A 14,857-nucleotide genomic window follows, 5' to 3' on the forward strand; every position below is an offset into this window, starting at 1 on the left:
CGCCGATGATAGTGTGGCAGTTTGCCATGCGAAAGTAGGGAATTGCCAAGCTCTTAAATCAAAAACCCAAGCCGAAACGCTTGGGTTTTTTTTTGCCCGCAGTTTTTAAAACCAAGAATGTTGCGGTGAAAAGCCGTAGTCATCTTGATATTGTCATGTACTTTTACAGCGCCGACTTTGGCAGAGATAAAAAACACCGGTTAAAATTTAGGCCATAGCTTTGGAGGTCGCAGCTTATGCACAGATTGAGTTTGTGGGCATTCATGCGGAAACCCGCTGCCTCAGACGCCGCCTAGGCATATTGCGTAAATCTAACTTATTGATTATTCATGCATTAAATTGCTGTATAAAAATGCTACAATTTAACCCAAAGACAGGTTTTATCGCAGCTGAGTAGCGGTATCTATAGCTTGTACACAGAGTTATCCACAGAAATTGTGGAAAAGAACGCAGGTGTTTGATTGGTAAATTTTCTCGCTGAAGTGAGCAGAAAAAAATCAAAAGGTAGCTTTTCAACTCCGCTGATGGGGATGGCACTGTTGAAAACACAACTGAATAGCCAACTCTGATTCTATACCGATGACGGTGTTGGATTTTGACCGTAACTCCTAAAAGGCATTGAGTGTTTACGCATGAAAATTAATGATTTCAATCCGGTTAAAACCGGGTTACTAAAAGGCGTAAACCTGATCGAAGCCAGTGCCGGAACGGGGAAAACCTATGCCATAGCGATGCTGGTGTTGCGGTTTGTGGTCGAACAAGGTATCGCCATTGAAAAATTGCTGGTGGTCACTTTTACCAAGGCGGCAACCGAAGAGCTTAAAGACCGGGTCCGTTCCCGGTTGGCCGAAGCCAGACGGGCTTTGGAGGGCTCCGTTCGACAAGCCCATTCGACAGGCTCAGGACAGGCTCAGGACGGGCAAACTCAAAATATCGACCGCAATATTACCGAATGGCTGGATAGTCTGGATATAGCGCCGGAACTGATCAAGCAGCGCCTGACTACGGCCTTGTTGGATATAGATCAGGCCGGAATATTCACCATCCACGGTTTTTGTCAGCGCGTCTTACGGGAGCATGCGCTGGAGAGCGGGCAATTATTCGATGCCGAATTAACCGGCGATTTGGCGGAGATAAAACAGGCTTGTGCGGACGATTTCTGGCGTAAGCAGGTTTACCAGCGTTCGGCCTGGGAAATTGCGGTACTAACGGCGGACTTTAATACTCCTGATGCGCTGCTTGCCAGTGTCGCCGCATTTCCCGGCAACGGCTTGGCAACCCATGCCCAACTTAGCGTTTATCCTGATTGCGAGAGCCTGGATGCCGCGTTAAAAGAGTTACAACGGCAGGCGGACTTGGCGAAAGATCAGCTGGATAAATGTGCAACCGTTTTGCGCAATAGTTTCGCCGATGATAAGTTCAAGGTCGGCTATACCGATACATTCGACTATTACTATGATTCGCTAAGTGCATGGCTGCACGGCGCTACCACACAGATTCCCGATGCCGAAGCCTTTGCGTTATTGACCGGAAACGGCTTGACCGATGCGCTGAACGGCAACAAATTCAGGACCAATAAAACCCAGTCCGGCGATCAGCGCAAGGCCGAATATTTAGCCGAATTAGCCGCAGATACCTCCGCTTTCGATGCGCTGGCTGCGGCGTTCAGACAAATCTCCCTTGTGTTTCGTAAAACCCTGCTGGACAGCTTACGCGAGGAGCTGGGTAAACGTTTGCACCAGCTTAATGTGTTGTCTTTCGATGATTTAATCAGTCGTCTGGCTGAAGCCTTGCAAAGCGACAAAGGCGAATTGCTGACGGCCGAATTGCAACAGCGTTTTGAAGTCGCGCTGATCGATGAATTCCAGGATACGGATGACAGCCAGTGGCATATTTTCTCTTCGTCGTTTGCCGCTCCCAGCCAGTATTTATATTTAATCGGCGACCCCAAGCAGGCGATCTACAAGTTTCGCGGCGCCGATATATATTCGTATCTGGATGCGCAAAAACACGCCGAGCATCAATTCACCCTGGGCCATAACTGGCGCTCGCATCCGCAGCTGGTCAAAGCGGTGAATGCATTGTTCCAAAGAGACCGGGCGTTTTTTCTGGACGGCCTCGAGTTTATCAATGTTGAGCCCGGCTTGTCGGCAGATAACGGCGAGTTGCATTATGAAGGGCGGGCGGCGATGCCGATGGTGCTGTGGCAGCTGCCGGAAAGCGACAGCAAAACGGGATACTGGACGGCGGGCAAGGCGGCCGATGAAATCAGGATCGCCGTTGTGAATGAAATCGTCGATTTGTTGACCGGCGGTTACAGGCTGCAACCTATGAACCGGCCTTTGCTGCCTAAAGATATTGCGATACTGGTCAGAACCAATACCCAGGCTAGGGACTATCAGGCAGCATTGCGGCTTGCGGGCGTACCTTCCGTGCTCAACAGCACGGAGTCGGTTTTTGCCTCTCAGGAAGCCGCAGACTTATACCGCCTGTTACAGGCCGTAGCCTACCCCGGCGATAGCGGCCTGCTCAAACAGGCATTGACGCTGGACTGGTTCGGTTTGGATGGGCAAACGCTGTACCAACTGATCAATAACGAGATCGAGTTGGACGTCTGGGTGTCGCGCTTTCTTGGCTATTTTCATGACTGGCAGCAAACCGGTTTGATGGCGATGATGCAGCATTTGCTGGCTCAGGAAAAAATCAGGGCCAATGCGTCGAAAACGCTGATGGCGGAAAGACAACTGACCAACCTGCATCATCTGATCGAGCTGGTGCAGCAGGCCGCTGTCGATGAACATCTCGGCATTAACAAAACCCTGGATTGGCTGCGTAGCGCGATTGCCAAAGCGGGCAGCGCGGAAGATCAGCAACTGCGTCTTGAAAGCGACGATGACGCGGTCAAAATCGTCACCATGCACCGCTCAAAAGGACTGGAATATTCAATCGTATTTTGCCCTTATCTCTGGCAACGTAGCGACCGGTTGCACAGCGAACGGTTGTTGATCAGGTGCCATGAAAACGGCCAAACAGTCGTCGATTTGGGCTCGGAGGATTTCGAGCGCCGTCGCGAACTGGCCTTAAAGGAAGAACTGGCCGAAGATTTGCGGGTGTTTTACGTGGCGGTTACCCGTGCCAAGTATCGCTGTTATATCGCCTGGGCCGACGTGCGCTCGCAAGATAAACCGAACGATTCGGCGATGGCCTGGCTGCTTGAATTTGCGGAGGCGGATTTTTCCGCGCAACAGGCAAAGCTGAAAGCCTTTCAGGATCAAGCCGATTACCGGCTGCTGGAGGCGCCGGGCGACATAGCAGGCAGCTATCATAAAACCGTTGCAGATAGCCGGTTGCAGGCAAAAAAGCGCAAAAGGTCGCTGTATACGAACTGGCAGATGAGCAGTTATACCGCCTTGTCGGCATTAAGCCTGAGCGATGCGCCGGAGCTGCCGGAAGACAAGGCAAGAGAACAGTCGCCGACTGTGAGGACCGAGCCCGGCGCTGAAACACCGGAATTACCCAGAGGCGCGCATGTCGGGAATATCGTGCATGATTTGCTGGAAAACAATGCGTTCATCGACCTCGCCGAGCGCAAGGATATTTCCGCGCAACGGGACAAGGCTTGCCAGCGTTACGGCCTGAAGCTGGAACGGCCCCAAATGCTGGACGAGCTGCTGCAAGCTGCGGTGACAACGCCGCTGTCCGAGGCGAATCCCGATTTTTGCCTGATGAATCTGGCTGAAAATCAGTGCTTAAAGGAAATGCCGTTTTATTTATCGATGCAAACGATGGACGCGGCCCAGATCAACCGCATCTTGCGCGATACCCCGGCTTTCCAGCCGTTGACGGCCAAGCAGATGTGCGGTTATTTGACCGGGTTTATCGACCTGGTCTGCGCGCTTCCAGGTTCCACGCCCCAGTATTATGTGATGGACTATAAAACCAACGGCCTGCCGGATTACAGCTCCGGCAGCTTAACTGATGCGATGCGCGAACATAATTACGGCCTGCAATACTGGATTTACACGGTCGTGCTGCACCGTTATCTGCAAACGCGCTTGCCGGGTTATGATTATGAAACGCATTTTGGCGGCGTGCGTTACTTGTTCGTGCGCGGCATGCAGCCGGATCAGCCTATGAGCGGCGTTTATCAGGACAGGCCGGATTTTGAGCGGGTTGAAGCCTTGGCGGCATTATTTGGGGGAGAGCTGTGACAGACGATGACAGATCATTCAGCCGCCTGGATGCCGCCTTTGCCCGATTTTTGAGTCAGCGTACCGACTTCGATCCCGGACAAAAACAGGCTTTCGAAGCTATCGTGATGACGGCGTCTTACGAGCAAAACCAGGGCCACAGTTGCATCCGGTTAGACGATAACGCACGGACATTGCTGCTCGCTTCCGGGCTGGCAGAGACGGCTGCTGCCGGGCAAGCCAGTCCGCAGCCGCTGATTATCGAGCAGGACCGCCTGTACCTGCACCGTTACTGGCATTACGAAAACCGGCTGGCGATGAAGATCAAGGCGATGGCTCAAACCGGGCATTCTGTTGAAAAACTGGACGCGATGCTGGATCGTTATTTCGATGCGCTTGATCAAAACAAAGACCAGCGCGAGGCCGCGAAAATGGCCGCCACGCAGTCGTTCAGCATCATTACCGGCGGACCGGGAACCGGCAAAACCTTTACCGTCGTTAAAATTCTGGCGTTGTTGCAGGAGCTGGCGGAACAGCCGCTGCATATCGCCCTGGCCGCGCCGACCGGCAAGGCCGCGATGCGGTTGCAGGAATCGATCGGCTTCAGCAAAGCGAAACTGCCGTGTTCGGAGGCGATAAAAAATCATATCCCGGAAACGGTAACCACGCTGCATCGCTTGCTGGGCGCAATGCCGCCGTCGCCGTATTTCCGGCATGACGCCGACAAGCCGCTGGTCTACGATTTGGTCGTGGTTGACGAAGCATCGATGGTCGATCTGGCCTTGATGAGCAAGCTGCTTGACGCGTTAAAACCCGGCGCGCGCTTGATCTTGCTGGGTGACAAGGATCAGCTGGCTTCAGTCGAATCCGGGGCGGTGCTGGCCGATTTAGCGATCGCGGAGGCCTTGCAAAACAACGTCTACACCTTAAAGAAATCGCACCGTTTCGGTGGCGCTATAAAAGAGCTGGCCGAAGCGGTCAACCTTCAGCAGGATGAACTCGCCTGGCAAATTTTAAGCGACGGAGACGACTGTGCGGTGCAATGTCTCGATGAAGATTTAATCGATTACGTCGCGGCGCAGCAAGCGGAGTATTTGCAGTTGATTAAGGCCAAGGCCGGATTCGAGCAGATTTATCAGGCATTCAGCCGTTTCCAGGTGCTGTGTTCCAACCGGCAGGGAAAAAACAGCGTGGCCGACATCAATTACCGGGTCGAACAAAAACTGGCCGAACAACAGCGGATCGATTTGTCCGGTTTATGGTATCCGGGGCGGCCGGTTATGGTCAGCCAAAACAACCCGGCGCTGCATCTTTATAACGGCGATATTGGCATTTGCATGCCGGACAATGTTGCAACAGGAAAATTGATGGTGTTTTTCCAGCGCGCCGACGGCAGCGTCAAAAAATACCTGCCCGCCCGCGTACCGCATTGCGAGACCGTTTTTGCGATGACGATACATAAAAGCCAGGGATCCGAGTTCGAGGAAGCGTTGATCGTCCTGCCCGATGCGGTCAACCCGGTGTTGACCAAGGAATTGCTGTACACCGCAATTACCCGGGCAAAGAAAACCATCAAACTGGTCGCCGATCAGGCGGTGTTTGCCGCGGCAGTCCGGCAGAAAATCCAGAGAACTACAGGCTTGGCCGATAAATTCAAGGTCTGAAATATAGGCTTGGCGTAGTAGCAGGCCAGCGGAAAATGCGTATGAATGGTTTATTACAGATAAAGCCATGCGTCATGGAACTGGAACCATGCTCCGTTTGGCGAGCATTCAAGATCCCGTTCACCCCTTCGACAGGCTCAGGGCGAACGGGATCTTGAACACTCAACTGCGTTTTTAGACTCAATCAGGCTCTAAACAAACCAACCAGCATCTTCAATTGCTGCAAATCCTCGCCGGTTGCAGTCCGCCCGTAACGCAACCTGATAAATACCGCAGTGATCCGGTCTATGGCTTCCGCCCGCTCAGGCAGTTTTATTTTGGCTCTTTCGGCAAAGTCTTTAGCCCCTTCGCCGGGATTTTTGACCAGCCCGTGTTTGGCGAGCTTGTTACAAAACCGGCTATAGATCAGCAAAACTTTGTCGGCGGTTTTCGGTTTTTGGTACAGCAGAAACCAGCAAAGCACGGCGGTGATCGATCCTATGACGGCGATCATCCAGTAAATCATGGCTTTGAGGTCATTAATGCCGAACGACGACAGGAAGCCGGACTGGCTTTTGTTGTCGTAATTGATGACCCAGCGTTGCCAGTTGTAATCGACGCTAGTCCACAGCTGACGGGTATGTTTCAGCCAGTTGTAAGCAGGCAGCGGCAGGTATTTGTCGGCTGTTGCGATACCGTAGGCGGTTTGCCGGGTTACATTAATCTCCGGTTCGATCCTTTCCGGCGCAATCGCGGCTGTCGGGTCGACCCGGACCCAGCCCCGGTTCTCCAGCCAGACTTCGGCCCAGGCATGGGCGTCGGCTTGTCTTATTTCCAGGAAATCGCCGACGGGGTTCAGCTCGCCGCCCTGATAGCCGGTAACGACGCGCGCCGGAATATGGGCGACGCGCATTAAATACACGAAGGCGGACGCGTAATGGCTGCAAAAACCGTAACGGGTTTTAAATAAAAAGCTTTCAATCGGGTTTTCTTCGATCACCGGCGGCGTCAAGGTGTAATGGAAATCTTCAGCCCTGAAATGGTTCAGCAGCTGTTTTATAAAGTCGTCGGGGGGGCTGTCGAAGCCGTGCAAGCGGCTGACCAGCTGTTTGATCCTGTCCGAGGGTTCGCCGGGCAACTGCGTTGCGGTTCTGTATTCGCCAGGGTTGATCGGACCGGTGTTGTAGTCGGTATAGGACGTCACTTGATATTCGGCGCGCTTGCCAGGGCTGTCTGACGTAATGAGCTGGTAGCCTGCATTCAGGCTTAAAGGCGGGGAAAAGCCTTTGGGCATATCCAGCGCAAAAATCCAGTTTTTATCCTGCGGCTCCATCAGCATCGTATATTGATAAGGCGCACCGGTAACGGCTGGACTTTTAAGAGGTTTTAGGAAAGCCGCCGGGGTCCAGCGCTTGCCGTCGGTATAAGAAAGAACCGGGCCGCGCCAATAGCGTTGCTCAGGCGGCGGAATTGCGCCGGCGAATTTTACCCGGAACACCAGTTCGTAAGATTTGACCAGATTGCTGATCGAGCCGGGCTCCATAGTATCGCTCAAGCCTGACCGGGTTTGCCGGGGCTCGTTAAACAGCATCCATCTTGGTGCTTCAAGGCGGGGAAATAAAATAAACAGGGCCACCGCAATCGGTATCGCCTGGAGCGTGATAATCAGGGCTGTTTTTAATGACGCCGGTGTCTGCGCCTTGCAGCTGTTAATCGCCACCAGCGTCGCCAGCAGCAGGCAGCAGACCAGCAGGATATAAGCCGCCATCAGTATGCTTTGCTCGTATAAAAACTGCGAGGCCGCGACGATAAACGCCAGATAGCTGACCAGATAAAGATCGCGCTCTTTTTTAATCTCCAGTAATTTGAGCCCCAGCGCGGTAATAAACAAATTGGTCCCGGCATCGCGCCCGAATATGCCTTGATGCAGGCTATACAGCAGGGCGATTCCGCAGGCGGCCAGCAAAAAAATAACCGCTGTTTCGGGCAGCAGGTTTGGCTTCCAGACCCCGGCAAACCGCCAGGCCAGCAGCAGGCAAAAAAAGCCGAAAACGGCGGTCGGGATATGGTAAACATGCGGAAAAACAATCAGCCCGATTGCGGACAGTAAAAAGATTAAAACGTTTTTGTCGAGTTCCGTTTTCATCATCATCGAAACAGCGCCAGCGCTTCCAGACATTTTCGATAATGCGCCGGGCCGTTATCGGGCGGCAGTTTTAATCCCGGCAAAGAAAAGCCGTAACTGATTCCGGTTTGTTCCGCATCGACTACCCAGCGGCACAGTTGGCTTAAGCGTTGTTCAACATCATGTCCGGGCGCCAGCTCGTAATCCAACCGGATTTGGGCCGAATCTTCGCCGCCGTATTGTTTGCTGAACGCGCCCAGGCCTTTGGCAAACGCTTTCCAGTGTATGTGCTTGATCGGGTCGCCGGACTGGTATTGCTGCAAGCCGTAAAAGTCATCGCCGCTTTTGCGGCTGAACCCCTGTTGGCCTTGCGCCGACGGCGTTACCGGAAAAGGGATTTCAAGATGGGCCGGTTTTGGATAAACCAAGGCCTTGAGATTAAAACGGATCGGCGACCAGGTGCGGAACAAGCCCAGCGGAAACGTGCTGGAGACGGTGACCGTCCCCGCTTCGTGCCAGCCTCTTTGCCGGGTTATTGAATAAAGCGTGATATGCGCCGTGCTTTGCGGTTGCATTGTCAGGCTTTGACTGTCTTGCAGTTTAATATGTATCTGGCGGCGTTCCATATCGCCAGGGTTGTTGATATGGATCTCGAAGCCGGCGGCTTTTCCGGCAAACACGGCTTTACTCCGGCCTTTTTGCACAACCAGGCCGGATAGCGATTTGTAGCTGTGCAGGATGGTGACGAAAAAAACGCTCGCCAGTAAGAACGCCAGCATATAGGCCAGGTTATTGTTATAGACAAAGGCAATCAGCAACAGCAGGGCAATCAGCACGGCAAAGCCCAAACCCCGTTGCGTCGGCAGAATAAAGATGCGCCGGTGGTTTAAGGTGACAGGCTCGTCAACGGCTTTTTCGCCGGAAATAAACCGGCTGAGCCGGAAGCGTTCTTTCAGGTTCAAAGGACTGCGACGTTAGCCAGGATCGGCGCGACGATGGCTTCCGAATCGGTATTGCCCGCCCGCAGCCGATGCCCTGCGACGGCCGCCAGTACGGCTTGCAGGTCCTCCGGGATAACCGCATCGCGCCGGTCCATAAACGCCCAGGCTTTGGCCGCTGTCAGTAGCGCCAGCCCGGCTCTGGGCGACAAGCCGCAGTGATACTCGGACGACTCGCGGGTGAAACCAATGATGGCTTGGCAGTAATCAAGCAGGGCGGTCGACGCATGGACTTGGCTAACCGCCTGTTGTATTTGTTGTAATTGCTCCGGCGGCAGCTGGACAGGCAGCGATTCGTACAGATTACGTCGGCTTTGTCCGGCAAGCAATTGCCTTTCCGCCTGATGATCGGGATAGCCCAGTTCGATGCGCATTAAAAACCGATCCAATTGCGACTCAGGTAACGGAAACGTGCCTATCTGGTGGGACGGGTTTTGCGTGGCGATCACAAAAAAGGGCTCAGGCAGTTGATAGGTTTTTCCTTCCACTGTCACCTGATGCTCTTCCATCGCTTCCAGCAGAGCGCTTTGCGCCTTGGGCGTGGCGCGGTTAATCTCGTCGGCCAACACCATCTGGTTAAAAACCGGGCCGGGATGAAATTTGAATGCGTGATTCCTGGCATCGAATACCGAAGCGCCGATGATGTCGGCGGGAAGAATATCGCTGGTGAACTGTATCCGTTGGTAGTTTAAACCCAGCAGTTTGGCGAGGGTGTGCGCCAGCGTGGTTTTGCCGACGCCGGGAATATCTTCTATCAGCAAATGGCCGCGCGCCAGCAGGCAGCAGACGCTAAGCCGAACCTGCCGGGGTTTGCCGAGTATGACCTGATTGGCTGAATCTAAAAGTTGATCGATTGCATTTTGCATGGGGGGTGATAGGATGCTTGGGTTATTAATGAAATTCGGTTTTATTATAGAGCAAGATTAAAGCTCCACTAAGGCCGGACACAAAGAGGGATTTGCGATGAAAGAATATGAAGAAGTGCGCCACAGTTTAATCGACATGCTGGAAGAACTTGACGATCGGTTGGCTAAAATCACCCACGATGTCAAAGAGCCTTTAGACAAGGACTTTGAAGAGCAGGCGGCCCAAGCCGAGAATGACGAAGTTCTGGATAGCTTGGGCAATGCGGCCAGAACGGAAATAGAAATGGTCAAGGAGGCTATCGCCAGAATAGATCAAGGCGGGTACGGATCATGCCAGGTTTGCGGCGAACCGATCAATAAGGAACGCTTAAGAATCGTGCCTTACACCACGATGTGCATCAAGTGCGCCAGTCAGGCGCGCCGCTAAGGAATAAAAAATTTGGATATGTGGCGTCACAAAGCGTGAACAATCGATAAATCGCAGGGCATAAATGGCGGCCGACCGGTCGCCGATTGCCTCTACATCGCTAAAACTAAAGGCTCCAACGCAGTTTTGTGCAAATCTTTTTGTTTAATAAGCCCGCCACCCTTATAATTCAGCAAAACTACCAAGTTTTTTTCAAGCACTATTTATTCCACTATAACCCGAGACCTGTTTAACAATGAAAACAAAAATCGCCCTATTTTTAGGACTGTTATTTATCACCAACGTAAGCTTTGCTGATTTAAAGATCGGCTTTGTCAATATCCCCGCCGTTCTTGAAAAAGCTCCTCAAGCCGAAAAAGCCAAAAAACGTCTGGAACAAGAATTTTCGCCGCGCGATAAGCAATTAGTCGCCCAGCAAAAAGAAATCCAAAGCATGGATGAAAAAATGACCCGTGATGCAGCCGTGATGAGCGAAAAAGAACGCGGCAACATGGAAAAAGATATTCTGAACAAAAAAAGAGATGCAAAAAGAGCTCAACAAGAATTCAGCGAAGATTTTAATGTTCGCCGCAATGAAGAATTGGGCAAATTGCAAAGCCGCATTGTTGAAGTTATCCGCGGCATAGCCAAAGAGCAAAGCTTTGACTTATTGCTGACCGACGGCGTTATTTATGCCAACGAACAGATCGATGTCACGGCTCAAGTTCAACAAAAATTAGCAGCGATGCCTAATTAATCGCTTTTTACCGCCAGTTTCTCAACGGCTGATGGTTTGTTAGATTTCATCGTAAAGGCGGTCAGCCGGTCGCTTTTACGATATGCATACAGCCTCTTTCCCCTGTAGTTCACAGTTTTTCCCGCAAAGCGTCGGCATCCTTGCAGTCGAAGTATTTTTGAATTCGCCTTACCCCCGGTTCAGCCGGCGAACTTGCCGTACTTTCGATATACGGAGGACCCAGAGGCTTTGCAGATAATTAGAGCTTGAGCCCCTTATGAGGGATAATAAGGACATTCTTCGTCCATTTAGGGTAAGGAAAATATATGAATATCCGTTTTTCAAATGAAATCATTACCAGCATTCTACAACAATCCCTTGTTTACACCTGCTCTTGTCCGGCGCAAGTTTGTAAAGCGATTAACGAGCAACGCGCTTTATTTAATTATCAAAAACAATGCCTGAATTTGACTGACACGGATAAAGCCGTACATCAAGCCATTGCCGATACAGTCGAAAAGACGCATGCCCAGTTGGAACAATGCCTTGAAGATGTATTGCGTTTGGAGGGGTGGGATATGGATACCTATCAAATGCCGGAAACGATGCAGAAAAGGCTGATCAGTGAATTTGAAGATTCATTGAAGTAAGCAGCTATTCACCAAAAATTATTGGCGCTCAGCAAGACGGCATGAACAAGCAACAACTGATCGAGAAGTTATCATTGGAGCCCCATATCGAGGGCGGCTATTTTGCCAGAACCTATCGTTCCGAGCTGAAAACCGGTATATCTTCCGATGCAAAACCGAGATGCTTGCTGTCCTCTATTTTTTACATGCTGACCGACGACAGTCCGATAGGCCATCTGCATAAAAACAAGTCGGACATTATTCATTATTTTCACGGCGGTTCCCCGTTGAGCTATTTCATCATTCATCCTGACGGTAATCTTGAGATGAAAGTGCTAGGCAGTGACCTTGATAAGGGACAGCAACTGCAATTAATTGTTCGAGGCGGTTGCTGGAAGGCAACCGAGTTAGAGACGGGCGAATTCGGCTTAATCAGCGAAGCGGTATCGCCCGGATTTGAATATGAGGATATGGAATTGGCGGAACAACGGACCATAAAAAATCAATTTCCGCATTTATGGGGACGAATTTCAAAATATGTGAGATAAGGTAGCCCAAAAAACACGCTGATCAAGATTCGATGTAGTATTCTGTCGGCTCAAATCACTACCCATTAAAGGATGTCCAGATGAGAAACAAAGCGATTTTATCCATTCTGTTTTTATTCGCCTCAAACTCAGTGTTGGCCGAAGAAAGTTTACTTGAAGGCGTGGCAAAACAAGCGGCTAAAGATACCGCCACAGCCGTAGCGCCGGACGCTGTTGAAAAGGCCAAGGCTGTAAACCAAACGTTGGAAAATGCCCAGAAATTAAAAGAGAGCGTAGAAAACGCCCCTGATGCACTGAAAGATCAAGCGAAAAAAGAACTCAAGGACGCGGTTAAGCAGAAAATCGAGCAAGCGACCCCGGAAGAAGCAAAAAAAGCCGCCGAAGCGGTAAAATCCGCTCAAAAATTGAAAAAACAGGTTGAGAATGCGCCTAAGTCCACTAAGGCGATCGAGAAAAAAGCTAAACAAAAAGCCGCTGAAAAGGCATTGGATCTGTTGCGTTAATCTGAAATATTAGCCGTGTAGATTGGATCGGCAGCTCAACTTACACGGCTCCCCAGCCCATGCATTATCCCCAATGCCGGGCATCTGGAGTGAAGGCTTCGCCCGCTAATGCAAGCAGAGCTTGCACTCCAGCCAACGCTCCTTCACACATAGGAACCTCGAAAAACCTCGCATTTCGACAAGCTCAATACGAACGGTTCTAAGAAAACCAACCTGTTCCGTTCGTGCTGAGCTTGTCGAAGCATGAACGGAACAGGTTTTTCGAGGTTCCACATAAAATAAATTTAACGGTCTTGGCGTCACTCCCAGTTATTTTTCCCTATCCGCTTTTGCCGGTTTATCAGATTTATTATCAGCGAACGCAGCCGTTGCAACAGCATTGCATAGCCTTTCCTTACCTGCGGCGCATAAAGTTTTGTCTTTTGCCGCAGCAGCCCGCTTAGCCTGAAAAACATCGGGCCTGCGCGGTAGGCCGCGTCCTGCAAGCGGTAAGCCAGCGGTCGTAGCGCGGCCGCCGCGGCATCCTTATCGATAAAATTCACCTTTCGATCCTGGATCTTGCCGTGCCGGTGCAACCAGTGCAGCAGGCCGCTGACATAGAGAATAAACAGCCCGATGCCGGAAAGAAACCAGATAAACCGGCCAGTCGCGCCGAAAGCTTCGCCGGTGTGCATCGGCCATATCCAGGTCGCAAAAGTCTGGCCCGGACTAAACCCGGACGGGTCGCGCACTTCCTTGACCTGGCCGCTCCAGCGGTCAACCCAGACCGTGGTGTAGGGATGCCGCTGATTGATTTCGCTGCCTTGGCGTAAATTGATGCGATAAATTCCGCTGTCGCCGGCGGGCGTGGTGACCCGCCTGAGCTCGGCGCGGGGAAACGGGCCGCGTGCGACAAATTCCGCCGATTCCAGCTTGACCGGGTGATTGTTCGGAGTCGCCGTGCTGACGATGTCGCGCCCCGTTTCGCCGTGTTCCATGCCGGATGAGCCGGTCAGCGTTTCCAGTATCGAGGGATAACTCAGGTTAAAGCCGGTGAATGCCAGCAATAATAAGACCGATGCGCTAAGCAGCCCGATCAGGCGGTGCAGGTCGAACGCAAGCCGTATCATGCCCGCATTGTGGCGGACCTTTAGCGCATCCCAAATCCCCCGTATACCCGGCCACCACAAATAAACGCCGGTAGCGACGGAAACCATCAGCAATAAGCCCAAAACGCCCACCGCATTCCAGCCGAAACTATCAAGGTTAAGCTGGGTGTGCAGGCCCAGCAGCCAGGTGGTCGCCGTTTGCCCCCAGAACCGGCTGGCGACGACCTCGGCGGTGTACGGGTTCACCGACACCATCAGCGGCGCGTACAGCTCGAAGAACGTTTCTCTGGGCTTGTCGTACCAGGCGGTAATCATGCCGTGAGGCGACCTGGGCATTTCCAGCGTCCAGGAGCCGTAGCGTTCGGGATGTGCCGCCTGCACTGCGGCCATGATTTTATCCAGCGACTGGCGCTTGCCCGACGGCTGCTCGATAACCAGCTGCGGGTTCAACAGCTCGTCCAGTTCTTCGCGGTAAACGCTGATGCCGCCGGTCAGCCCCATCAGCGCAAAAAAGAAGCCGCCGATTAAAGCCAGATAAAGATGAACCTTAAGCCAGGTTGCCCGGTTGAGCAGGCGTTGAATGGGGAATTGCATAGCGTTGTCAGGTGATGGATAAAGCGATAATTATCCCATACGGGATTATGCGGTGTTTATTTTTGTCTGCGTGCCAGGCAAAACCGACAATATTCAAAGTGGCGGCGGTTCATTGTTTAAAGCGCATTTTCCTGCGTCAGAAATGCCAGACAGGCTTGAACGGCTTGGGTATTGATCATTTTACTGGTAAGCCTCCTAGCCATCGATAGGATCACGCCAGTAGCGGTTGTGGTTTTTTGGCAATGTAGAATAGCCGCTGTCGCCCCTTTGCTGTCGATCACCTCGTCTGATTAAACGACAGCAATTTGGTCTCAAGTAGACACCGGTTATCACGCATTTAAGATGATATGCAGAAATGGAAAAGCCTTGTATATTATAATTTTATGGTGGCGAAGCAGGTTTTGTGGTAGATATACAGAAAACTATATAATCACTTGTTGGACGAAGCCGCTACCGCGGAGAACACCCCGCTGAACAGCCCCCGATAAAACAATTAAAATTTAACCTCAAGCCCTCATCAGAGGGATCGTT

11 protein-coding genes are annotated in these 14,857 nt (G+C 51.8%); 7 read left to right on the top strand and 4 right to left on the bottom strand.

Features of this window, described 5'->3' with window-relative positions:
* Positions 1-632 precede the first annotated feature (632 nt).
* Complete coding sequence (gene recB, locus B0F88_RS18865) at positions 633-4,211, top strand: exodeoxyribonuclease V subunit beta (RefSeq protein WP_104425490.1); 3,579 nt, start codon at positions 633-635, stop codon at positions 4,209-4,211.
* Positions 4,208-5,854 (top strand): exodeoxyribonuclease V subunit alpha, encoded by a 1,647-nt coding sequence (recD, locus tag B0F88_RS18870; protein ID WP_104425491.1) that lies wholly within the window; start codon positions 4,208-4,210, stop codon positions 5,852-5,854. Before recB ends, recD begins: the two co-directional genes overlap by 4 nt.
* Before the next feature lie 184 nt (positions 5,855-6,038).
* Here the strand turns inward: recD and B0F88_RS18875 are convergent, their stop codons facing one another.
* Genes B0F88_RS18875 through B0F88_RS18885 form a run of 3 tightly spaced genes read right to left on the bottom strand, consistent with a single transcriptional unit; the run spans position 6,039 to position 9,822 of the window.
* A complete protein-coding gene (locus B0F88_RS18875) occupies positions 6,039-8,012 on the bottom strand; it encodes a transglutaminase TgpA family protein (protein ID WP_258076741.1) in 1,974 nt (657 codons plus the stop codon).
* Positions 7,982-8,920 carry a DUF58 domain-containing protein gene (locus B0F88_RS18880; RefSeq protein WP_104425492.1) on the bottom strand — a complete coding sequence of 313 codons (939 nt, stop codon included), beginning with the start codon at positions 8,918-8,920 and terminating at the stop codon, positions 7,982-7,984. Before B0F88_RS18880 ends, B0F88_RS18875 begins: the two co-directional genes overlap by 31 nt.
* Positions 8,917-9,822, bottom strand: a complete 906-nt coding sequence (locus tag B0F88_RS18885) for an AAA family ATPase (protein WP_104425493.1) — start codon at positions 9,820-9,822, stop codon at positions 8,917-8,919. The genes B0F88_RS18880 and B0F88_RS18885 overlap by 4 nt, the downstream gene beginning before the upstream one ends.
* Positions 9,823-9,919: 97 nt before the next feature.
* On the opposite strand from B0F88_RS18885, the gene B0F88_RS18890 reads away from it, so the two are divergent.
* The 5 genes from B0F88_RS18890 to B0F88_RS18910 all read left to right on the top strand — a co-directional run bounded on the left by B0F88_RS18890 (position 9,920) and on the right by B0F88_RS18910 (position 12,644).
* A complete protein-coding gene (locus B0F88_RS18890; protein ID WP_104425494.1) occupies positions 9,920-10,249 on the top strand; it encodes a TraR/DksA family transcriptional regulator in 330 nt (109 codons plus the stop codon).
* A 235-nt stretch (positions 10,250-10,484) separates the two neighbouring features.
* Positions 10,485-10,985: an OmpH family outer membrane protein gene (locus B0F88_RS18895; RefSeq protein ID WP_104425495.1), complete on the top strand. Its 501-nt coding sequence runs from the start codon at positions 10,485-10,487 to the stop codon at positions 10,983-10,985.
* A gap of 305 nt (positions 10,986-11,290) precedes the next feature.
* Positions 11,291-11,614: a hypothetical protein gene (locus B0F88_RS18900; protein WP_104425496.1), complete on the top strand. Its 324-nt coding sequence runs from the start codon at positions 11,291-11,293 to the stop codon at positions 11,612-11,614.
* Between the two features lie 41 nt (positions 11,615-11,655).
* Entirely contained in the window at positions 11,656-12,141 is a 486-nt protein-coding gene (locus B0F88_RS18905) for a cupin domain-containing protein (RefSeq protein ID WP_104425497.1), read from the top strand.
* Between the two features lie 80 nt (positions 12,142-12,221).
* Positions 12,222-12,644: a hypothetical protein gene (locus B0F88_RS18910; RefSeq protein ID WP_104425498.1), complete on the top strand. Its 423-nt coding sequence runs from the start codon at positions 12,222-12,224 to the stop codon at positions 12,642-12,644.
* A 299-nt stretch (positions 12,645-12,943) separates the two neighbouring features.
* Here the strand turns inward: B0F88_RS18910 and B0F88_RS18915 are convergent, their stop codons facing one another.
* The gene (locus B0F88_RS18915; RefSeq protein ID WP_104425499.1) at positions 12,944-14,326 is read right to left on the bottom strand and encodes a PepSY-associated TM helix domain-containing protein; all 1,383 of its coding nucleotides are present in this window, start codon (positions 14,324-14,326) and stop codon (positions 12,944-12,946) included.
* Positions 14,327-14,857: the final 531 nt, after the last annotated feature.

It is taken from the genome of Methylobacter tundripaludum, assembly GCF_002934365.1.
Classification (GTDB): Bacteria; Pseudomonadota; Gammaproteobacteria; order Methylococcales; family Methylomonadaceae; genus Methylobacter_A; species Methylobacter_A tundripaludum_A.